The 21,270-nt window shown below is 72.2% G+C and carries 16 protein-coding genes; 9 read left to right on the top strand and 7 right to left on the bottom strand.

Annotated features, from left to right (window positions below; all coding sequences use genetic code 11):
* The first annotated feature begins 93 nt into the window (after nt 1–93).
* Nucleotides 94–2,313: an MMPL family transporter gene (locus tag ACQEUX_RS18500; protein ID WP_433049066.1), complete on the top strand. Its 2,220-nt coding sequence runs from the start codon at nt 94–96 to the stop codon at nt 2,311–2,313.
* Nucleotides 2,314–2,368: 55 nt separating this feature from the next.
* On the opposite strand, the gene ACQEUX_RS18495 is transcribed toward ACQEUX_RS18500, so the two are convergent.
* Nucleotides 2,369–3,211, bottom strand: coding sequence for an endo alpha-1,4 polygalactosaminidase (locus ACQEUX_RS18495; protein ID WP_433049063.1), 843 nt, complete (start codon nt 3,209–3,211; stop codon nt 2,369–2,371).
* 117 nt (nt 3,212–3,328) lie between these two features.
* Nucleotides 3,329–4,504, bottom strand: coding sequence for a CAP domain-containing protein (locus ACQEUX_RS18490; protein WP_433049060.1), 1,176 nt, complete (start codon nt 4,502–4,504; stop codon nt 3,329–3,331).
* A gap of 371 nt (nt 4,505–4,875) precedes the next feature.
* Between ACQEUX_RS18490 and ACQEUX_RS18485 the strand changes: the two genes are divergently transcribed.
* The 3 genes from ACQEUX_RS18485 (at nt 4,876) to ACQEUX_RS18475 (ending at nt 9,661) form a co-directional block, all read left to right on the top strand.
* A complete protein-coding gene (locus ACQEUX_RS18485) occupies nt 4,876–5,070 on the top strand; it encodes a hypothetical protein (RefSeq protein ID WP_007456482.1) in 195 nt (64 codons plus the stop codon).
* A 356-nt stretch (nt 5,071–5,426) separates the two neighbouring features.
* Nucleotides 5,427–9,041: a chromosome segregation protein SMC gene (gene smc / locus ACQEUX_RS18480; RefSeq protein ID WP_433049055.1), complete on the top strand. Its 3,615-nt coding sequence runs from the start codon at nt 5,427–5,429 to the stop codon at nt 9,039–9,041.
* Nucleotides 9,041–9,661: an HAD family hydrolase gene (locus tag ACQEUX_RS18475; RefSeq protein ID WP_433049052.1), complete on the top strand. Its 621-nt coding sequence runs from the start codon at nt 9,041–9,043 to the stop codon at nt 9,659–9,661. Before smc ends, ACQEUX_RS18475 begins: the two co-directional genes overlap by 1 nt.
* Before the next feature lie 7 nt (nt 9,662–9,668).
* Here the strand turns inward: ACQEUX_RS18475 and ACQEUX_RS18470 are convergent, their stop codons facing one another.
* From ACQEUX_RS18470 to ACQEUX_RS18450, 5 genes are all read right to left on the bottom strand, one after another.
* Nucleotides 9,669–10,190 (bottom strand): DinB family protein, encoded by a 522-nt coding sequence (locus tag ACQEUX_RS18470; protein ID WP_433049049.1) that lies wholly within the window; start codon nt 10,188–10,190, stop codon nt 9,669–9,671.
* A gap of 44 nt (nt 10,191–10,234) precedes the next feature.
* Entirely contained in the window at nt 10,235–10,729 is a 495-nt protein-coding gene (locus tag ACQEUX_RS18465; RefSeq protein WP_433049046.1) for a universal stress protein, read from the bottom strand.
* A gap of 8 nt (nt 10,730–10,737) precedes the next feature.
* On the bottom strand, nt 10,738–12,357 hold the full coding sequence (locus tag ACQEUX_RS18460; protein ID WP_433049043.1) for an MDR family MFS transporter: 1,620 nt from the start codon (nt 12,355–12,357) through the stop codon (nt 10,738–10,740).
* 147 nt (nt 12,358–12,504) lie between these two features.
* The gene (locus ACQEUX_RS18455; protein ID WP_433049040.1) at nt 12,505–12,945 is read right to left on the bottom strand and encodes a MarR family winged helix-turn-helix transcriptional regulator; all 441 of its coding nucleotides are present in this window, start codon (nt 12,943–12,945) and stop codon (nt 12,505–12,507) included.
* A 10-nt stretch (nt 12,946–12,955) separates the two neighbouring features.
* Nucleotides 12,956–14,683 (bottom strand): alkaline phosphatase D family protein, encoded by a 1,728-nt coding sequence (locus ACQEUX_RS18450; protein WP_433049037.1) that lies wholly within the window; start codon nt 14,681–14,683, stop codon nt 12,956–12,958.
* A gap of 83 nt (nt 14,684–14,766) precedes the next feature.
* On the opposite strand from ACQEUX_RS18450, the gene ftsY reads away from it, so the two are divergent.
* The 5 genes from ftsY to ACQEUX_RS18425 all read left to right on the top strand — a co-directional run bounded on the left by ftsY (nt 14,767) and on the right by ACQEUX_RS18425 (nt 21,165).
* Nucleotides 14,767–15,948 carry a signal recognition particle-docking protein FtsY gene (gene ftsY / locus ACQEUX_RS18445; RefSeq protein ID WP_433049034.1) on the top strand — a complete coding sequence of 394 codons (1,182 nt, stop codon included), beginning with the start codon at nt 14,767–14,769 and terminating at the stop codon, nt 15,946–15,948.
* A gap of 6 nt (nt 15,949–15,954) precedes the next feature.
* Nucleotides 15,955–16,818 (top strand): aminoglycoside phosphotransferase family protein, encoded by an 864-nt coding sequence (locus ACQEUX_RS18440; RefSeq protein ID WP_433049031.1) that lies wholly within the window; start codon nt 15,955–15,957, stop codon nt 16,816–16,818.
* Nucleotides 16,819–17,094: 276 nt separating this feature from the next.
* Entirely contained in the window at nt 17,095–18,507 is a 1,413-nt protein-coding gene (locus tag ACQEUX_RS18435) for an ammonium transporter (RefSeq protein WP_433049028.1), read from the top strand.
* Nucleotides 18,508–18,532: 25 nt separating this feature from the next.
* The gene (locus tag ACQEUX_RS18430; protein WP_433049966.1) at nt 18,533–18,871 is read left to right on the top strand and encodes a P-II family nitrogen regulator; all 339 of its coding nucleotides are present in this window, start codon (nt 18,533–18,535) and stop codon (nt 18,869–18,871) included.
* Nucleotides 18,872–18,888: 17 nt separating this feature from the next.
* Entirely contained in the window at nt 18,889–21,165 is a 2,277-nt protein-coding gene (locus ACQEUX_RS18425) for a [protein-PII] uridylyltransferase (RefSeq protein WP_433049025.1), read from the top strand.
* Nucleotides 21,166–21,270: the final 105 nt, after the last annotated feature.

The raw sequence follows: 21,270 nt of genomic DNA, 5'->3' as shown, positions 1-21,270 counted from the left end.
GGTGGGCCGGGGCTGATCCCCGATGTGACCGTCTCGTCACGCCCCTAGCGTCAGCACCGTTGACAGGGGGTTGACGTGACAGGGGGACACGAGATGGCGGCAAGACCGGTGACGGTGCGTCTGGCGCGGTGGAGTGCCGAGCACCCGTGGCGGGCGATCGCGCTGTGGGCCGTGTTCGTGGCGGTGTGCTTCGTCGGCGGCAACGCCGCAGGCCTCAACGAGGCCACCAGCGGCGACCAGGCGATCGGCGAGGCGGGGCGCGCCAGCCTGATCGTGGACGCCGGCGACTTCGACGACCCGGCCGTGGACAACGTCCTGATCACCTCTCGGGGCGGTGCGCTGGACCAGGCGGCGGCGAAGGCGGCGGCCGACGACGCGTCGGCCCGGCTGCGTACGGTCACCGGGGTGGCCGAGGTGGGCCAGCCGGTCACCGCGCGGGACGGCTCGGCGCTGCTGCTGCCGATCACCATGTCCGGCGACCCGGAGACCGCCTCGGAGCGGGTGCAGCCGTTGCGGGACGCCACTGCCAGCGTGCAGGCCGCGCACCCGCAGTTACGCGTTGAGCAGGTTGGCGGGCCGTCGATCGGCCAGGCCCTCGACGACACCCTGGGCAAGGACTTCAAGCGCGCCGAGCTGCTCAGCCTGCCGGTCACCCTGGCGATTCTGATCATCGCGTTCGGCGCGCTGATCGCGGCCAGCGTGCCGGTGCTGCTGGCGCTCTCCTCGGTAGCCGCCGCGATGGGTCTGTCCACCCTCGCCTCGCACCTGGTGCCGGCCACCGACACCACGGGCCCGGTGATCCTGCTGATCGGCATGGCGGTCGGGGTCGACTACTCGCTGTTCTACATCCGTCGGGAGCGGGAGGAACGCGCCAAGGGCCGATCCGGCCTCGACGCGGTGGAGATCGCGGCGGAGACCTCCGGACACGCCGTGGTGGTCTCCGGCTTCGCGGTGATCATCTCGATGGCCGGGCTGCTGCTCGCCGGCGACGTGGTCTTCTCGTCCCTCGCGGTCGGCTCGATCCTCGTGGTCGCCGTCGCGGTGACCGGTTCGCTGACCGTGCTGCCGGCCCTGCTGGCCAAGCTCGGCCGCTGGGTCGACCGCCCGCGGGTGCCGCTGCTCTGGCGGCTGACCGCGCCGCGCACCAATCGGCACGGCGGCCCGCGCCCGCCCCGGCTCTGGCCGGCGGTGCTCCGGCCCGCGTTGCGCGCCCCGGTGGCGACGCTGGTCATCTCGGTCGGGCTGCTGCTCGCGCTGGCCGCGCCGGCGCTCGGCATGAAGCTGAAGTTCCCCGGCATGGAGGACCTGCCGCGCACGACTCCGGCCATGCAGGCGTACGACCGGCTCACCGCCGCCTTTCCGAGCACCGGCACCAACCATGTGGTGGCCGTCCAGGCGCCGGCCGAGCAGGCCGACCGGGTCCGCGCCGCCCTCATCGACCTGTCCACCCGGGCCGCCGGTGATCCGCTGTTCGCCCCGGCCGAGGCGGACGGCCCGAAGATCGAGGTGTCGGCCGACCGGCGGGTGTCGGTGCTGGACGTCGCCACCCCGTACGCCAGTCGGGACGACCGGTCGGTGCAGTCGTTGGAAAAGTTGCGAGGGGACCTGGTCCCGGCCGAGCTGCGGGGCATCCCTGGCATCGAGTACGCGGTCGGCGGCAGCGTGGCCGACAGTGAGGACTACGCGTCTCACGTCCGGGACAAGTTGCCGCTGGTGATGGGGTTCGTGCTGGTGCTGACCTTCCTGGTCATGGTGCTCACCTTCCGGTCGGTGGTGATCGCGGCGAGCTCGATCGCGCTGAACCTGCTCTCCGCCGGTGCCGCGTACGGGCTGCTGGTGCTGGTCTTCCAGGGCGAGTGGGCCGAAGGGCTGCTCGGTTTCACGTCGATGGGCGCGATCGTGTCCTGGCTGCCGCTGTTCCTCTTCGTGGTGCTCTTCGGCCTCTCGATGGACTACCACGTCTTCGTGGTCAGTCGGATCCGCGAGGGGATCCGGGCCGGCATGCCCAACCGCGACGCCGTGTCGTACGGGATCACGTCGTCGGCCGGGGTGGTGACCAGCGCGGCGATCGTGATGGTCGGGGTGTTCTCGATCTTCGCCACGCTGAGCACGATCGACATGAAGCAGCTCGGCATCGGCCTGGCGGCGGCGATCCTGCTGGATGCCACGATCATCCGGGGGGTGGTGCTGCCGGCGCTGATGACCATGCTGGGCGACGCCAACTGGTGGACTCCGCGTTTCCTGCGCCCTCGCCCGGCACCCGCCGTCACCGATCCGCCCGCACCCGCCCCGGAGCTGGTGCCGGTGTCCTGAACCACGTGCTGGGCCGGCCCTCGACCGGGGCCGGCCCAGTGGTGTTTCCGGGGTCTCAGGACAGTGGGCAGGCTTCCCGCCACGCATCCAACGTGCGGTCCTTGCGGATCGACGCGAAGCCGTAGCCGACGGTGGTGACGCAGAAGTCGTTGGTCGAGCCGGTGTACTCGACGTGGAAGACCGGTTTGCCGGCGTCGGCGAACGGCAGCAGCTTGGCGCACTGGTCCAGCCGGACACACTCCTCGTTGACCGCGAAGTCGAAGTCCGGGGCCAGCGCGGCCAGTTGCGGCACGTCGTTGACCAGCCCGGGGGAGAGGCTCAGTGAGCGGGCCAGTTGGGCCAGCCGGCGGTTGAACAACAACTGGTCGTCGAAGTCGAGTGGGAAGCCGGTGCGCGACACGTACCCGTCGGCGTCGGCGAGCGCCACCGCGCCGAAGCCCTTGCCCCGGCAGAGCCGGAACCGGTCGGCCAGCACCGGCTCGAGCGCGTCCCAGGCCCGTACGTCCAGCCATCGGCTGTCGGGACGACGCCCGGCCGAGCCCTGTACGCCGTCGGGGAACCGGCTCGCGTCCGGGTCGGTGGAGCCGACCGACCCGACGTGCACCTGGCAGATCAGTCGGCGGTCCCGGGAGCGCAGCTCGGCGGTCTGCGCGGCGGTGGTGGCCACCGGGTCGAGCAGGAAGACATCCGCGTCCACCGCCGGGTCGAGCGGCCCGCTGAGCTGCCACTGCCACTGCCAGTGGCGGGCCTGCGCGGCCGGCCACGGGGTGGGCGCGCCGGGCGGGACCAGTTCGGCTCGACACCCGTACGCCGGCACCACCAGGGCGAGTGCGACGCCGGCCGACAGGACGCGGTGCAGTGGGCGTACGGCGGCGTGTCGCCGCGGCCGGATCCGCATCGGCAGCTCCCGGGTCCCGGACGGCCTGTCGCCGTCCCCACCGGTACGCCGCCTCCACGCTCCGGCCCGGCGTACCTCACCGGGTCAAACGAGCGCGGGGGCGGGAACGACGCGCGGTCAGCGCGGCGCCGCGAAGACCTGCGTCCAGTACGGCCCGTTGCTGCTGGCGATGCCGACGCCGATCTCGGTGAACGCGCAGTTCAGGATGTTGGCCCGGTGGCCGGAGCTGTTCATCCAGGCGTCCATCACCGCAGCCGGGGTCTTCTGGTTCCAGGCCACGTTCTCGCCGTACGTGCGCCAGGCGTAGCCGACGCGGTCGAGCCGGACACCGGCGTTGCTGCCGTCACTGCCGGTGTGTGACATGTTCTCGTGGTCGGCCTGATCCTGGCTGTGCCGCTGTGCGGCGGTCATCAGCTTGTCGTCGATGCTCAGCGCCTTGCAGCCCGCCTTGGCCCGCTCGGCGTTGACCAGGTCCACCACCTCGCGCGCCTGGGCGCTGACGGTGCCGCTGGAGCCGCCGGAACCCGAGCTGCTGGTCGTGCTCGGCGCGCTGCTGCGCTCGACGCCGCGTCGCGACGCGGCGGTGGTCCGCGACGCCGCCGGGGTGGGCTTGACGACCTTGCTCGGCGACGGGCTGGGCCGCGCCGGGCTGGGTGTGGCGGACGGGGAGGGGGCGGCGAGTGCGTCGAGGGCGGGCTCCTCGGTCGGCACCGCCGACGCGGCGAACGTGTCGTCGACGGCCGTCGGCCGACTGCCCCCGCCGTCGCCGCCGGGCAACCCGAGCGCGCCGACGCCGAAGCTCACCACGAGGGTGGCCGCCGCGGCGGCGCCACCGATCATCAGCGGCTGGCGCCAGCGGCGCGGGGAGCGGTGCCGCCCCTCGCCGGTCCGGCCGGTCGCGGCGGCGTCCGCGCGCCAGCCGTCGCTCGCCTCCGGGTCGGCGTCGGTGTGCCAGCCTCCGGTGGTCGCCGCGTCCACGTCGGTGTGCCAGCCGCCCGGGCTGTCCTCGACCGGGCGGTTGTCGTTCCAGCCGCCGGTCTCGCCATTCGGCTGCTGGGCCGGCCAGGCGGCGGTGCGCGCGTCGAACGCCCCCGAGGGGTCCGGCCGGTCTGACTGCCGATCGGCGGTGGGCTGCTCCCGGTGCCACTCGTCACCGGGCTGGTCGGGGTCGTCACCGAACAGGTAGGACGAACGGGGCTCCGGGCGGTCGTGCAGCCAGGCCGGCTCGTCGGTCGGCCGATCGGCGCGCCGGGGGGCGCCGTTCGGGTCCATCGGGTCGGTCCAGCCGTACACGCCTATGCCTCCAGGGGTCGATTACGGGCCGGGGTGACGCTACGGCGCGCCCGCGACCTGCGGCAACGTGGCTAAGGAAGAGTTAAGGGGAAGTCGGACGCCAAGGGGCGGACTTCCGGGAATCCAGGCGTACAGTAAAGGCGTCCGGACAGAGCGTGTCCGTGCCTTGAGGCAGCCCCCCGACAAGTGGACAGGTCGACGTGGAGATGATCTACGGCCTGCGAGAACTTGACGAAGGAGGGGTTTGCGGCTCAATATATAGGTGTCGCCAGTCGCGCCCGGTCATGCCCAGATACAGCCTGGAATGACAGCCGCGTACGAATGGGCGCGCGTTGGCCGGCCTTTCCGGCAGCGCATATCAAGGAGTCAGCATGGCGAAGGCCCTCTACGGCCACGTAGGTGCAGCGCCCGACCGGCGTCTGCTCGACGAGGTCACCCGACTGCGTGCCAGGGTTCAGGCACTGGAGTTCGAGATCACGCGTCTGCGTGCCGACAATGATCGGCTCGCGGCGGCTGCGGCGGAGGCGGACGATCTGCTCCGGCTGGCCGAGCCGGCGCTGACCTGATCTTCGCGTCGAAAAACTGAATCGCACCATCGCAAAAATGCGCGCCGACACCCCTGTGCCGGCGCGCAACGCTGTCCGGTCCCTTTCGTGGCCGACGATTTGTGATCTTGCGGTTGGTCGCGCTGGAACGGTGTCGGCGGTTCCGAAAAGCGCGTCGACGGATACGCCGATCATGAACGGTCCTTGTCTTTATCGCGACCGCCGGAACAACAGCGCGTTCGCGTCCCACGCCCTCGACGCCCACGGCCGGGGCGGGTCGCGTGCCGGCCCGCTCCCACCACCGGGTTAGTCTGCGAGTTCACCCAGGTCCCCGCAGCCGGCGACGGTACGGCGGCCACCGGACGAGGATCGAGAAGGTGTATCTCAAGAGCCTGACGGTGAAGGGGTTCAAATCCTTCGCCTCCGCCACGACGTTGAAGCTGGAGCCCGGGATCACCTGCGTGGTGGGCCCGAACGGCTCCGGCAAGTCCAACGTCGTCGACGCCATCGCGTGGGTCCTCGGCGAGCAGGGCGCCAAGGCCCTTCGCGGCGGCAAGATGGAGGACGTCATCTTCGCCGGCACCGCCGGCCGGGCGCCGCTGGGTCGCGCCGAGGTCACCCTCACCATCGACAACACCGACGGCGCGCTGCCGATCGAGTACACCGAGGTCTCCATCACCCGCCGGATGTTCCGCTCCGGCGAGAGCGAGTACGAGATCAACGGCAACTCCTGCCGCTTGCTCGACATCCAGGAGCTGCTGTCCGACTCCGGCATCGGCCGGGAGATGCACATCATTGTCGGGCAGGGGCGACTCGACGGCATGCTGCACGCCAAGCCGGAGGACCGCCGGGCGTTCATCGAGGAGGCGGCCGGCGTCCTCAAGCACCGCAAGCGCAAGGAAAAGGCCCTGCGCAAGCTCGACGCGATGCAGACCAACCTCAACCGTCTCAGCGACCTCACCGCCGAGCTGCGCCGTCAGCTCAAGCCGCTGGGCCGGCAGGCGGAGGTGGCCCGGCGCGCCGCCGCCATCCAGGCCAACCTGCGCGACGCCCGGCTGCGCCTGCTCGCCGACGACCTGGCCACCCTGCGGACCACCCTCGACCGGGAGATCGCCGACGAGACGGCGCTGCGGGAGCGGCGCGAGCAGATCGAGGGCGAGCACGCCGAGGTGCAGGGCCGGCTCGGCGAGCTGGAGGCCGCGCTGGCCGAGGACGCTCCGCTGCTCGCCGCTGCCCAGGACACCTGGTACAAGTTGTCCGCTTTGCAGGAACGCTTCCGATCGATCGAACAATTGGCCCGGGAGCGGCTGCGGCACCTCAGCGCCAGCGGCGACGACGAGCGGCCCGGCCGCGACCCGGACCAGCTGGAGGCCGAGGCGGAGCGGGTCCGCGAGCAGGAGGAGGAGCTACGCGCCGCGCTCACTGACGACCAGATCCGGCTGGCCGAGGCGGTGGAGCGCCGCCAGGAACTGGAACGTCAGCTCGCCGCCGCCGAGCGGGAGCTGGTCGTTGCGGCCAAGGCCATTGCCGACCGGCGCGAGGGGATGGCCCGACTCACCGGCCAGGTCAACTCGGCACGTGCCCGGACCACCAGCGCCGGCGAGGAGATCGAACGGCTCGCCGTCGCGCACGCCGACGCGCTGGGCCGCGCCGAGCAGGCGCAGGCTGAGCTGGACGCGGTCGCCGCCCAGTCCACCGAGGCGGACCGGGACAACGCGGACCTGGACGCCCGGCACGCCGAGGCGGTCGCCGCACAGGAGCGGGCGCAGGCCACCGTGCGATCGCTGGCCGACGCCGAGCGGGCAGCGGAGAAGGACGCCGCCACCTGGAAGGCCCGGGAGGAGGCGCTCGCCCTGGGCCTGCGGCGCAAGGACGGCGCTGGGGCGTTGCTCGCCCGCGCCGGCGATGTGCCCGGCCTGCTCGGCAGCCTCGCCGGGCTGCTCACCGTCGCGCCGGGCCACGAGGCCGCGCTGGCCGCCGCGCTCGGTGGCCTCGCCGACGCGGTCGCCATCAGTGGGGTGGACGAAGCCGTCGAGGCGATGCGGCTGCTGAAGATCTCCGACGCCGGCCGGGCCGGCCTGTTGGTCGGCAGCCCGGCGGGGCCCGGCATGACCGGTTCCGCCGACGCGCTGCGCCCGAAGCTGCCCGACGGCGCCCGGTGGGCCCCCGACCTGGTGGAGTGCGGTGCCGAGCTGCGTCCGGCGGTGCACCGGGCGTTGCGTGACGTGGCGCTCGTCGACGATCTCGCCGCCGCCGCCGAGTTGGTCGCCGGCAACCCCGAGCTGCGGGCGGTCACGCCGGACGGTGACGTGGTCGGGGCGTACGCGGCGGCTGGTGGGTCGGCCAAGGCTCCCAGCTACATCGAGGTGCAGGCGGCCGTCGAGGAGGCCCGCGCCAACCGGCTCACCGCCGAGCGCGCTGGCGCGGAGCTGCGTGACCAGCTCGTCGAGGCACGCGCCGAGGTGGCCGCCGCCAAGGAGGCCGTGCAGCACGCCGCCGCCGAGAAGCGTGAGGCGGAGAGCCACCGCAACGCCGCCGCCCGCCGGCTGGCGGAGCTGGGCGCGGCGGCCCGCTCCGCGAAGGCGGAAACCGACCGCCTCGGCGAGTCCCGGGCCCGCGCCGAGGCGGCCCGACAGCGGGACCTCACCACGCTCGACGAGTTGGAGGAGCGGCTGCGGCTGGCCGAGGAGACCCCGGTCGACGCCGAACCCTCCACCGAGGAGCGGGACCAGCTCGCCGCGATGGTGCCGCAGGCCCGGCAGAACGAGATGGAGGTCCGGCTCGCGGTGCGTACCGCCGAGGAGCGTGTCTCCTCGATCGCGGGCCGGGCCGACTCACTGGCCCGGCAGGCCACCGCGGAGCGGGCCGCCCGGGAACGTGCCGCGGCCCGGCGTGCCGCGCGCACCCGGGGCGCGGGCATCGCCCGGGCCGTCGCCGGCGGCGCCCGGGAGGCCCTCACCCGGCTCACGGTCTCGATCGCGACCGCCGAGGAGCACCGCGACGCGGTCGCCCGGGAACGCGCCGCCCGCGAGGCAGAGCTTCAGGAGGTACGCGGGGCGGCCAAGCGGCTCGGCGCCGAGTTGGAGCGGCTGACCAGCCAGGTGCACCGCGACGAGGTCGCCCGTGCGGAGCAACGGCTGCGCATCGAGCAACTGGAGGCGAAGGCCGCCGAGGACTTCGGGTTGGACGTGGAGACCCTGGTCGCCGAGTACGGCCCCACTCAGCCCGTCCCGCCGACCCAGGTCGACGTCGCGACGGCCGAACGCGACGGCCTGCCGGTGCCCGAACCGGTCCGCTACGAGCGGCCGGTGCAGGAGAAGCGCGCCGCGAAGGCGGAACGCGAACTGACCCTGCTCGGCAAGGTCAACCCGCTCGCGCTGGAGGAGTTCGCCGCGCTGGAGGAGCGCTACAAGTTCCTCTCCGAGCAGTTGGAGGATCTCAAGGCCACCCGTCGGGACCTGCTCACCGTGGTCAAGGACGTGGACGAGCGGATCCTGGAGGTCTTCGCCAGCGCGTTCGAGGACACTGCGCGCGAGTTCGAGCAGGTGTTCACCGTCCTGTTCCCCGGCGGCGAGGGCCGGCTGATCCTCACCGACCCGGAGGACCTGCTCACCACCGGCGTCGAGGTGGAGGCCCGGCCGCCGGGCAAGAAGATCAAGCGGCTGTCCCTGCTCTCCGGTGGCGAGCGATCACTGACCGCGGTGGCCATGCTGGTGGCGATCTTCCGCGCCCGGCCCAGCCCGTTCTACATCATGGACGAGGTGGAGGCGGCCCTGGACGACGTCAACCTGGGCCGGCTGATCATGTTGCTGGCACAGTTGCGGGAGAAGAGTCAGCTGATCGTCATCACGCACCAGAAGCGGACGATGGAGATCGCCGACGCGCTGTACGGAGTGACCATGCGCAGCGGGGTCACCCAGGTGATCAGCCAACGGCTCAATCGAGCCGACGAGGACGACCAGCGGCACGGCCGCGGCGAGGAGAACGGGTAGTGGCTCGGGAACGCGCGACGGCGCTCCTGCTGGACCTGGACGGCGTACTGCGCCGGTTCGACCCGGCGGTCGCCGCCGGGGTGGAGCGTGATTACGGCCTCGCCGACGGGGTGCTCACCGAGATCGCCATGCAGTGGGGTCGGCTCCAGCCGGTGCTCACCGGCCAGGTCAACCACGCCGACTGGGTGGAAAGCGTGGCCGACGCGCTCGCCGAGCGGGCGGGCGGGCGGGACCGGGCCCGGGCGGCGGTGGAGCAGTGGCAGCGCTACCGGGGCGAGGTGGACACCGAGGTGCTCGACTTCGTCCGGGAGGCACGGGCCGGCGGGATCACGGTCGGCCTGGCCACGAACGCCACCGACCTGCTCGACGCCGACCTGGCCGCGCTCGGCCTCGTCGGCGAGCTGGACGTGGTGGTCAACTCCTCGACGCTCGGGGTGCACAAGCCGGCCCCGGAGTACTTCCAGGCCGCCTGCGTGGCCCTGGCGACCCCGCCGGCCCGGGTGCTCTTCGTCGACGACGAGGACTGGGCCGTACGGGGCGCCCGGTCCGCGGGGCTGTCGGCGCACCGCTGGGGCGGCCACGCCGACCTCCGCTACCTGCGGGCGGCCCTGAACTACTGAACGCCGGTCACTCGCCGGTGACGCCGTCGATGCCTTCCCGGATCAGGTCGGCGTGCCCGTTGTGCCGGGCGTACTCCTCGATCATGTGCACGTACACCCAGCGCAGGTTGAAGGTGCGCTTCTTCGCGCTGACCTCGGTGAACGTCTCGTCGAGAGAGCGGCCGGCGGCGGCCTCCCGGGCCAGCGCCACCTCGCGGTGGAAGATGGCGAAGTCGGTCTCGGCGTCGGCGGCGCTGACGTCGTGGTCGGCGTCCGGCGTCTCCGGGGTGAAGTACGGGTAGTCGACCCGCTCGCCGGCGAAGTTCTCCCGGAACCACCAGGCCTCGACCTCGGCCAGGTGCCGGACCAGACCGAGCAGCGTCAGCCCGGAGGGCGGGACGCTCGGGGTGCGCAGCTGCTCCTCGGTCAAACCGGCGCACTTGAGCAGCAGGGTCTGCCGGTGGTAGTCGAGCCAGCCTTCGAGCATGGTGCGCTCGTTGCCGACGTACGGTTCGGGGGTCCGGGTGATCTCCGGTGCGATCCAGGTCATGCCGCGCATCCTGCCCGGCACACCGGACCCGTCGCGAGGGGTTATCAGGGCACGACGACGACGGGCCAGCGGCCGGTGCGGACCAGGCGGGTGGCGACCGAGCCGACCAGCCGGTGACCGGCCTGCTCGGAGGCGCCCACGAGCACCATGTCCGCCTGGAACTCGTCGGCCGCCGCGCACAACTCGCCGTACGCGTCGCCGCGCCGGCACACGAAGGTCACCGGAATGCCCCACTGCTCGGCCCCTCGCCGGCACTCCCGGCGCAGCTCGTCGGCCAACTCGTCGTGGCTGCGCTGGACCGCGCCCGCGTCCATCCCGGGTACCAGGGCGGTCAGCCCGCTCGCCGAGCTGACGAAGACCACCACCAGGGCGGCGCCCTGCCGGCGGGCCAGGCCGGCGGCGTAGGAGCCGGCCCGCTCGGAGGTTCGGGTGCCGTCGACGCCGACCATGATCACCCGAGGACCGTCCGTGCCACGCTCGAAGGGCAACGGTCGGGTCCGGGGGCCGTACTCCTCGCGGTCCGGTGCTCCCACCCCCATGCCTCACCTCACCTCTGCTCGCCGGTCCGGACCACCGCTGCGCCAGCGCCGGCAGCGACTGTCGATTCCCGCTCGACCTCGTCGGAAACCGGATCGCCGTTGTGCTGCCGCAGCGGCACCTCCTTGATGAAGCTCACCGCGATCAGCGCGATCAACGCGAAGGGGGCGGCGGCCAGGAAGATGTCACCGGCTCCGTGGCCGTACGCGCTCTCCACCACCGCGCGCAGCGGGCCGGGCAGGGTGTGCACGTCGGGCAGAGTGCCACCGCTACCCGCGCTGGACGCGGGGATGCCGAGCTGGGCCAGGCCCTCGGCCAGGTAGTCCTTGACCTTGTGGGCGAGGACCGCGCCGAGGGCCGAGACGCCGATGGCGCCACCCAGGCTGCGGAAGAACGCCACCACCGAGCTGGCCGCACCGAGCTCGTGCGGGCCGACGGTGTTCTGCACCGCGAGGACCAGGTTCTGCATGGTCATGCCCAGGCCGATGCCGATCACCGCCATGTAGACGCTGAGCAGGGTGAAGCTGGTGTCCGCCCGCAGCGTGCCCATCAGCGCGAAGCCGACGGTGAGCAGCGCCGAACCGGCCACCAGGAACCGCTTCCAGCGGCCGGTCCTGGTGATGATCCGACCGCTCAGCGTGGAGGAGACCAGCAGGCCGAGGATCATCGGCAGGGTCATCAGGCCGGACATGGTCGGGCTCTGCCCGCGGCTGATCTGGAAGTACTGGCCGAGGAAGACCGAGGCGCCGAACATTCCCACGCCGACCGCGATGCTGGCGACGACGGCCAGGGTGATGGTGCGGTTGCGGAACAGTCGCGGCGGGATCATCGGCTCGGCGGCCCGGGTCTCCACCCGGATCGCCAGCGCGCCGAGCACCAGGGCGCCGATCACCATGACGGCGGACTGCCAGGAGAGCCAGTCGAACTGGTTACCCGCGAGCGAGACCCAGATCAGCAGCACCGAGACGGCAGCGGTGATCAGGGTGGCGCCCCACCAGTCGATCTGCGCCTTCCGCTTCACCACCGGCAGGTGCAGGGTCTTCTGGAGCACGACCAGCGCGGCGATGGCGAAGGGCACCCCGACGTAGAAGCACCAGCGCCAGCCGAGCCACGAGGTGTCGACGATCACGCCGCCGATCAGCGGGCCGCCGATGGTGCCGACGGCCATCACGGCGCCGAGGTAGCCGCTGTAGCGGCCCCGCTCGCGCGGCGCGATCATGGTCGCCATGATCACCTGAGCCAGCGCGGTGAGGCCGCCGGCGCCGATGCCCTGGAGCACCCGACAGGCGATCAGCTCACCGGTGCCCTGCGCGGCGCCGGCCAGCACCGAGCCCAGGACATAGATCCCCAGGGAGAGCTGGACCAGCATCTTCTTACTGGTCAGGTCTGCGAGCTTGCCCCAGATGGGGGTGGTCGCGGTGGTCGCGAGCAGGGCCGAGGTGACCACCCAGGTGTACGCGGACTGGCCGCCGTGCAACTCGGTGATGATCCTCGGCAGCGCGTTCGAGACGACCGTGGAGGAGAGGATCGCGACGAACATGCCCAGCAGCAGGCCGGAGAGGGCCTCCAGGATCTGCCGGTGGGTCATGTCGACGCCGGTCGCCCGCGAGGGCGCTGTCGCCTGGCTCATCGTTGCTGCCTCCGGGAGGAGTCGAGGTGGAGCGGCGGAGGGCTGGTGGGCGCTGGCCGCCTGAGAGTTGCCTGAGGCAACCGTATGCCTTAGTTGCCTTAAGCAACAACTTGTGGGAACCGGGCCCCTATTCCCCGCCGTGCGGCGTTACTGCCAGGAGTCGTTGAACCGGCCGAGCAGCCGGGCGAACTCCTCGACGTCCCGGTCCGGCCAGCCGTCCAGAGCTCGGACGAATTCCCCCAGCCGGGCGGCCCGGGCCACGTCGAACCGGCGTTGCCCCTCCTCGGTGAGGCTGATCTGCGCGGCCCGTCGGTCACTCGGATCCGGGTCACGGTAGACCAGGCCGAGGACCTCCAGCGCATTGATCTGCCGGCTCAGCGTGCCCTTGCCCACGCCGAGCCGTGCCGCCAACTCGGTCAACCGGATCGATCCGCTGCGTCGCAACCAGAGCAACAGCCCGTAGGTGTTCGGCTCAAGGTTCGGGTGCACCTCCCGGGCGATCTCCCACGAAACCGCCCGTCCGCGACGCAGTAGAGCGGTCAACTCGTGCTCGACCGCCCGGATCGGCTCCGGCAGGTGCTCATCCACGGCGTAGAGACTACGGGGAGGTCGGCTTACCGGCGCCCGAGAGTCGACGCCGCATCACCGGGCGTAGCTGGCCGTCCTTCGTGGTGCCCTCGATGGTCACGTCGGCCCCACGCCCCTGGTGGGTCAGGGTGGCGACCGCGTTGCCGAAGTACGGGCCGGCCAGCTTGCGCCAGCGCACCCCCGGTCGCCGCACACCCGCCGAGCGGGCCAGCGCCCGGGTGGCACCGGCCGGGCCGGGCGACCAGCCGAGCCGCATCAGCGGACGGATGCCGGCCGGCACCTGGTTGTGAATCGGGGAGCAGGTGAGCTGATGCACGGGGGTGACCACCGCCGGGTCGGCGAACCGGGCCCGGGCCACGTACGAGTGGTGCACGTCCCCGGAGAGCACGCTGATCGACGCCGGTGGGGCGTACGCCGGACCGGCGCCGACCCGCGCACCCGGCCGCGCCGGAGTGCCGGTGCCGATCCGGGCGAAGGTCTCCGCGAGCGCCTCGAAGGAGCGCCGGAACGCCGCCCAGTGCTCCAGGTCCAGTGCGCGGCGCAGCTTCTCCGCCCCGCGTGCCACCCAGGGGTGGCGCGAGTCGGCCAGCTTCTCGTTCCACGCCTCGATGTGATGGATGCCCTGCGGCAGCAGCCAGGGCAGCGAGGCGCCGACCACCAGGTGGTCGTAGACCCCGTGGGCCTGGTCGAGGAACCAGGACCACTCGCCGGGCGGCAGTAGGGCCCGACCGCCCGGATCAAGCACCCGGCTGCACCGGTTGTCCAGCATGATCAGCCGGGTCCGGCCCAGGTCCAGTGCGTAGCTCCACTGGTACTGCACCGCGCGCCAGCGTTCGGTGTCGTGCGCCAGGTCCGACTCCTGGTCGACCCGGTGCCCGAACTCGCGCAGCACGCCGGTGGCGTCCTCGGACGCGGCGACCTTGGCGAACACCGGATCGGCGGCGATCTCGTCGGGGGAGAGGTTGCCCAGGTGCTGGTAGACCCAGTACGAGGCGAGCCCACTGCCGATCCGCTCCTGCCACCACGGCTGCTCGCGCACCTCGGCGCGCCACGCCGCCGAGGTGTTCCAGTCGTCGATGATCTCGTGGTCGTCGAAGATCATCACGCTCGGCACGGTGGAGAGCAGCCAGCGGATCTCCGGATCGCGCCAGGACTCCAGGTAGAGCTTGGTGTACTCGTCGAAGCTCACCACCTGGTCGGCCGGTGCGTCCTTCGGACGCCGCCGCCGCCGACGCAGCAGCCGGCGCACCGTGGGCGAGGTGACGTCGGCGTAGACCTGGTCGCCGAGCAGCATCAGCAGATCAGGCAGAGGGTTCGACTCCGGGTCGGCCATCAACCGCCGGGCGTACGCGTCGAGCGCGTCCGGCGGCAGCTTCCGGGTGGTGGCGTGCTGGGTGGTCTCCCGGCACGAGCCGAAGATCAGGTTGACCGGCTGGTCCCGGTCGTCGGCGGCCCGGGTGCGGATCACGCTCGGCGGGAAGCCGTTGCCCGGCACCGGCCAGACCAACTCATCGTCGACCAGCACCTCGTAGGTGGTCGCGCTGTCCGGAGTGAGGCCTTCCACCACCACGAGGGCGTAGTGGTGGTCGTACGCCGAGAAGGTGGGTGCGGTGCCGGTGGCGCCGTCGGCGGTCCGGACGGTGACCACGGCGGGCGCCGCCGTCTCCACCCAGACGGTCGCCCTGGTGTCCACCACGCGCCGCAGCAGGGGGCCGATGAGCAGGTGTGCGGCGGGCATGCGGCCGAGCCTACCGGCGGTTCGTGGCACCGGCCGGGTGCGGTGGCTGGGACGCCGCCGCCCGCATCTGACAGGATTCCGGCATGGCCGAATATCTCGTCCTCGCTCTGGTCCTGCTCGGTGTGCTGATCGCCGGCACAGTCGGGCTGGTCGTGCCGCGATTGCGGCGGCGGCCCGAGCCCCCGCTGCCGCGTACCGAGGTCGACACCAGGGCCGAGGAGGATCTCGCCGGCCCGCCGGTCGAGGCACCGGAGTCCGATCTGTCCACCGGCGTCCTGGTCGAGCCGCCGCCGGTGATCGAGGTACCCGTTGAGGTGCCCGAGCCGACCGCCGGGCGGCTCGTCCGACTCCGCTCGCGACTGTCCCGCTCGCAGAACGTCTTCGGCAAGGGTCTGCTCGGTCTGCTCGCCCGCGACCACCTCGACGAGGACGCCTGGGAGGAGATCGAGGACAGCCTGATCACCGCCGACGTCGGCGTCGATGCCACCCGGGACATCGTCGACCGGCTGCGCGAGCGCACCCGGGTGCTGGGCACCCGCTCGGCCTCCGAGCTGCGCGCACTGCTCGCCGCCGAGTTGGTCAACGCGCTCGACCCGAGCCTGGACAGATCGTTGCGGACCGCCCCGAAGGAGGGCGTGCCGGCGGTGGTCCTCGTCGTCGGCGTCAACGGCGCGGGCAAGACCACCACCTGCGGCAAGATCGCCCGGGTGCTGGTGGCGGACGGTCGGAGCGTGCTGCTCGGCGCGGCGGACACCTTCCGGGCCGCCGCCGCGGACCAGCTGGAGACCTGGGGCTCCCGTGTCGGCGCCGAGACCGTCCGTGGGCCCGAGGCCGCCGACCCGGCCAGCGTCGCCTTCGACGCGGTCAAGCGTGGCATCGACACCGGCGTGGACACCGTGCTCATCGACACCGCCGGCCGACTGCAGAACAAGGTTGGCCTGATGGACGAGCTGGGCAAGGTCAAGCGGGTGGTGGAGAAGCAGGGCCCGATCGACGAGACACTGCTCATCCTGGACGCCACAACCGGGCAGAACGGCCTGGAGCAGGCCCGGGTCTTCACCGAGGTGGTCAACGTGACCGGCGTGGTGCTGACCAAGCTCGACGGCACCGCCAAGGGCGGCATCGTGATCGCCGTGCAGCGCAAGCTCGGCATCCCCGTGAAGCTGGTCGGCCTCGGTGAAGGCAAGGACGACCTGGCCCCGTTCGACCCGGCGCAGTTCGTTGACGCGTTGCTGGGGACCGAGGCCACCGGACGGGACGCGTAGTCTCGGGTGACCAGTGACAACCGCGCGTACGCGGGCTGGCGCGACCCCGGCCACCCTTCGCAGCGCCTCGGGAGACCGTACGTGACTTCGCAGGAGATCCCGCTGCACGGCGGCAACGTGAGCACCGTTGTCCGCGTCGGTGACACGGTCCGCCGCAACGCCGGGCCGTGGACACCATCCGTGCACGCCCTGCTGCGGCACCTGGAGTACGTGGGGTTCACCGGCGCCCCCCGCGCGCTCGGGATGGACGAGCGCAACCGTGAGGTGCTGTCGTACCTGGAGGGGGAGTGCGGAGAGTATCCGCTCGCCCCGCACTGGGTGACCGACGAGGCGCTGGTCACCGTCGCCACCATGCTGCGGATGTTCCACGACGCCCAGTACGGCTTCACTCCGGCACCGGGGGCGGTCTGGCGTTCCTTCGGACCCCCACCACCGGACACCGAGGTCATCTGCCACCACGACGCCGCGCCGCACAACGTGATCTGGCGGCCGGACGGCACCCTCGGGCTGATCGACTTCGACCTCGCCTCGCCCGGAGCGCGGATCTACGACGTGGCGTACGCGGCCTGGACGTGGGTGCCGATCTTCGCGGACCGGGACTCGATCACGCTGGGCTGGAAGCACCCGGACCGGCCGCGCCGGTTGCGGCTCTTCGCCGACGCGTACGGGCTGATCCCCCGGGATCGGCACCGGCTCATCCGGACCATCCGCAAGCGCATCGTGGACCACGTCGAGGGGATCCGCCGGATGGCCGCCGCCGGTGAGCCGGCGTTCGTCCGGATCGTGCACAAGGGGCACCTGCGCCGGCCGATGCGGGATCTGCGGCTGCTCGACTACGAGCGGCACGCCCTGGAGGACGCCCTCCGCTGAGCGCCGGCCGGTCGATGCTCGGCCAGCACCGGTGAGCGTGCCGGTCGATGTGTCTGGCCGGTCAGCCATCGGCGTACGTCGTCTGGCTGATCCACCACCGTCCATGCCGCGTAGTGTGCGGACTTCGTGACACGTACGAAACAACCCGTCACGAAACGGAAACCGGCACGGGTCCCTGGGTGAAACAGCCGGCCGCGAAGCTTCCGCGCAACCGGCCTACGGGCGACGCTGCCCCGGAAAGCCGCGAAGGAGGAAATTCACCTTTAGGAGGCCAGCGTGCCTGAAGCACCGACGATCGACGGCGCCAATACCGTTTGGCTGCTGGTTTCGACCGCGCTCGTGCTGCTCATGACCCCCGGACTGGCGCTGTTCTACGGCGGCCTCAACCGGGCCAAGGGCGTACTCAACATGATGATGATGAGCTTCTCCGCCATCGGGCTCATCTCTATTCTGTGGTGGTTCTACGGCTTCAGCGTCGCCTTCGGGGCCGACGTGAACGGATTCTGGGGCGACCCGGGCGCGTACCTCGGTACCAAGACCTTCCTCGCCGAGACCGATCTGTGGGGTGCCACGGCGGAGAACCCCAGCGGCATCGGGGTCCCGCTCTACGTGTTCATGGCCTTCCAGATGGTCTTCGCGGTGATCACGGTCGCGCTGATCAGCGGTGCCATCGCCGACCGGGCCAAGTTCGCCGGCTGGCTGCTGTTCGCCTTCGGCTGGGCCACCCTGGTCTACTTCCCGGTCGCCCACTGGGTGTGGGGCGGCGGGATCATCGGCGCGGACATCCACGCACTGGACTTCGCCGGTGGCACCGCGGTGCACATCAACGCCGGTGCGGCGGCCCTGGCCGTGGCGCTGGTGCTCGGCAAGCGGCTCGGTTGGCCGCGCGAGGGCATGAAGCCGCACAACATCCCGCTGGTCGCGCTCGGCGCCGGTCTGCTGTGGTTCGGGTGGTTCGGCTTCAACGCGGGCTCCGAGCTGACCGTCGACTCGGTCGCCGGCCTCGCGTTCATCAACACCCAGCTCGCCACGGCAGCCGCGGTGCTCGGCTGGATCGCGGTCGAGTGGATCAAGGACCGGAAGCCGACGATGGTCGGCGCCTCGTCCGGCGCCATCGCCGGCCTGGTCGCGATCACCCCGGCCTGTGGTTTCATCGCCCCCTGGGCGTCCGTCCTGCTCGGCATCGTCGCCGGGGCCGTGTGTGCGCTCGCCGTCAGCCTCAAGTACAAGCTCGGCTACGACGACTCCCTCGACGTGGTCGGCGTGCACTTCGTCGGCGGCTGGATCGGGTCGCTGTGGCTCGGTCTCTTCGCCACCAACTCGGTCAACGCCGCGATCACCGACGTGGTGGGTGCCTCCGACGGTCTCTTCTACGGCGGCGGCGCGACCCAGCTCGGGCGGCAGGCCCTCGCCGGCCTGATCGTCTCCGTATGGTCGTTCGGTATCGCCTGGGTGCTCGCCTTCGTCATCGAGAAGACGATCGGGTTCCGCGTCAAGGGTGAGGCCGAGGTCGACGGCATCGACATCGGCGAGCACGCCGAGAGCGGATACGACCTGTCTCCGTCGGGCAGCGGTGCGGGCAGCGCGTTCGCGATGGCCGGCATCGGCACCCCCGGTGGCGGTACGACGAGCGGTGCCAAGCCGGAGGCGGAGCCCGCCGCGCCGGTCAGCGAGAAGGTCGCCGGTTAACGTTCCTGGGATGGAGGGGTTGGACATGAAGCTGGTGACCGCGGTCATCAAGCCGTACCAACTGGACGCGGTGAAGGAGGCCCTGCACGCCCTCGGGGTGGCCGGGCTGACCGTCAGCGAGGTCCAGGGGTACGGGCGGCAGAAGGGGCACACCGAGGTCTACCGGGGTGCCGAGTACACGGTCGAGTTCCTGCCCAAGATCCGGGTCGAGGTGCTCACCGACGAGATCGACGTGGAAAAGGTGGTGGACGCCATCGTCGGGGCAGCCCGTACGGGCAAGATCGGCGACGGCAAGGTCTGGGTCACCGGCGTCGACGAGGTCGTCCGGGTGCGTACCGGCGAGCGCGGCCTCGACGCACTCTGACCTCGACCACGACTGACATGACCTCGTTGATCAAGAAGAACGCGTCAGGGCACGCCGATGACGGCGACGCGAACCTCTTGATCAACGAGGTCGTCGGCGTTCCCGGGGGGATCGGGGAGTCCGCCCGGCAGCGGCGGGCAGCCGCGTACGACACCTTTCTGCGCGGGTTGCTGCCCGCGCGGGAGGGGGTCGCGCTGATCGCCGTCGGTGGGCTCGGCCGGCGACAGTGCGCGCCGTACGGCGACCTCGACCTGGTTCTGCTGCACGCGGGTGTGCCGGGCACGGACGAGTTGGCCGCCTCGGTCTGGTACCCGATCTGGGACGCCGGCCTGCGGCTCGACCATTCGGTACGGACCGTCTCGGAGGCGCTCTCGGTGGCCCAGGACGACGTCAAGGTCGCCCTCGGGTTACTCGACGCCCGGCTGGTCGTGGGCGACCGGGAGTTGGCCGACGCGCTGATCCGCACCGCCGCCGACCACTGGCGGCGCACCGCCGTCCGGCATCTGCCCGGCCTGCGCGAGGTCACCGAAGCCCGCTGGCAGGCCCACGGTGAGCTGGCCTTCCTGCTCGAAGGCGACCTCAAGGAGGCCGCCGGCGGTCTGCGCGACGTGGGGTTGCTGCGGGCCATCTCCGCCGCCGGCATCACCGACGCGCTGCGCCCCGCCGTACGCGCCGCCCACCTGCGCCTGCTGGACACTCGGGACGCCCTGCACCGGCAGGTCGGCCGCCGGGTCGACCGGCTGGTGGCCCAGGAGCGCGACGGGGTGGCCACGCTGCTCGGGCTGGAGGACGGTGACGCCCTCCTGCGTCGGGTCGCCGGTGACGCGCGCACGGTCAGCCACGCCCTGGACGACGCGTTCCGTGCCGCCGACCGGCTGCGCTCCGGCCGGTCCCGCGGCGGGAACGGTCGACCCGCCCGCCGCCCGGTGGCCCGCGACGTGGTCGAACACGACGGGGAACTGGTGCTCGCCCGGACGGCGATCGGGGCACGCCCCGACCCGAGCCTCTCCCTGCGGATGGCCGCCGCGGCGGCCGCGACCCGAATCCCGATCGCCCGGGCCACCTGCGAGTGGCTGGCGGCGTACTGCCCTCCGCTGCCCGCGCCCTGGCCGGCCGAGGCCCGGGCCGCGCTGATCACCCTGCTCGGCGCCGGTCCTGGCCTGGTACCGGCGTGGGAGACCTGCGACCGGTACGGGCTGGTCGACGGCTGGCTGCCCGAGTGGACCAGGCTGCGCAGCCTGCCCCAGCACAACCCGGTGCACCGCTACACCCTCGACCGGCACCTCGTGCAGACCGCCCACGAGGCCAGCCGGCACGCCCGCGAGGTGGAGCGTCCCGACCTGTTGCTCCTCGGCGCACTCCTGCACGACATCGGCAAGGGCCTCGCCGGCGATCACAGCACCGTCGGTGTGCCACTGGCCCAGGCGGTGGCGACCCGGATCGGTCTGCCTCCCACCGAGGTCGAGCTGATCGGCACGCTGGTCCGGTTGCACCTGCTGCTGCCCGACGTGGCCACCCGCCGGGACCTGGCCGACCCCGTCACCATCGCCTCGGTGGCCGAGGCGGTCGGTGACACCGGCACCCTGGATCTGCTGCACGCGCTGGTCCGCGCCGACGCGGCGGCGACCGGGCCGGCGGCCTGGTCGGACTGGAAGGGGCGGCTCGTCGCCGAGCTGGTCGCCCGGGTCCGCACCGCACTGGACACCGGCGTGCTTCCCGAACCGCCCGCACCGGACCCGGCGCTGCTGGCCGGGCCACTGCCGGTCGTCCACCTGACCGGGGACCGGGTGTCCGTCGCCGCCGCCGACCGGCGGGGCCTGCTCGCCACGGTTGCCGGCTGCCTGGCCCTGCACCGGCTGGAGGTGATCTCGGCGGACGCCTCCGTGGTCGACGGCCGGGCCCTGGTCGAGTGCCGGGTGCAACCCCGCTACGGCCTGCCGCCGGACCCGGTCTCACTCCGCGCCGACCTGCGCAGGGCGGTCGGCGGCGACGTGTCGGTCACCCAGCGGCTGCGCGGCCGTGCGCTCGCCGCCCGTGGCGGCGGTGCTGCTCCCCGGGTGGTCTGGCACCGCGAGGCGGCCACCGACGCGGTACTGCTGGAGTTGCGCGCGGCCGACGCCGCCGGGTTGCTCTACCGGGTCACCTGCGCCCTCGACGAGGCTGGTGCCCTGGTCCGCGCGGCCCGCATCTCCACTCTCGGCGCCGACGTCGTGGACGCCTTCTACCTGGTCGGTGGCTGGCCGGACGACGCCACCCGGGCCCGCCTGGAGGCCGCGGTCCTCGCCGCCGTCTGACCCACTCGGGGGCGCTGGCGCGGCTGGCCGCCTGGTCGACGGGTGCGGCCGCGCGGTGCGCCTGGATTTTCGGCCGTTGGCCGCTCAGGTCGGCCGGTCGCTCCC

The sequence above is a fragment of the Micromonospora sp. CA-259024 genome (assembly GCF_050936255.1).
Taxonomy (GTDB): Bacteria; Actinomycetota; Actinomycetes; order Mycobacteriales; family Micromonosporaceae; genus Micromonospora.
This window is presented reverse-complemented; position numbering and strand designations above follow the sequence as displayed.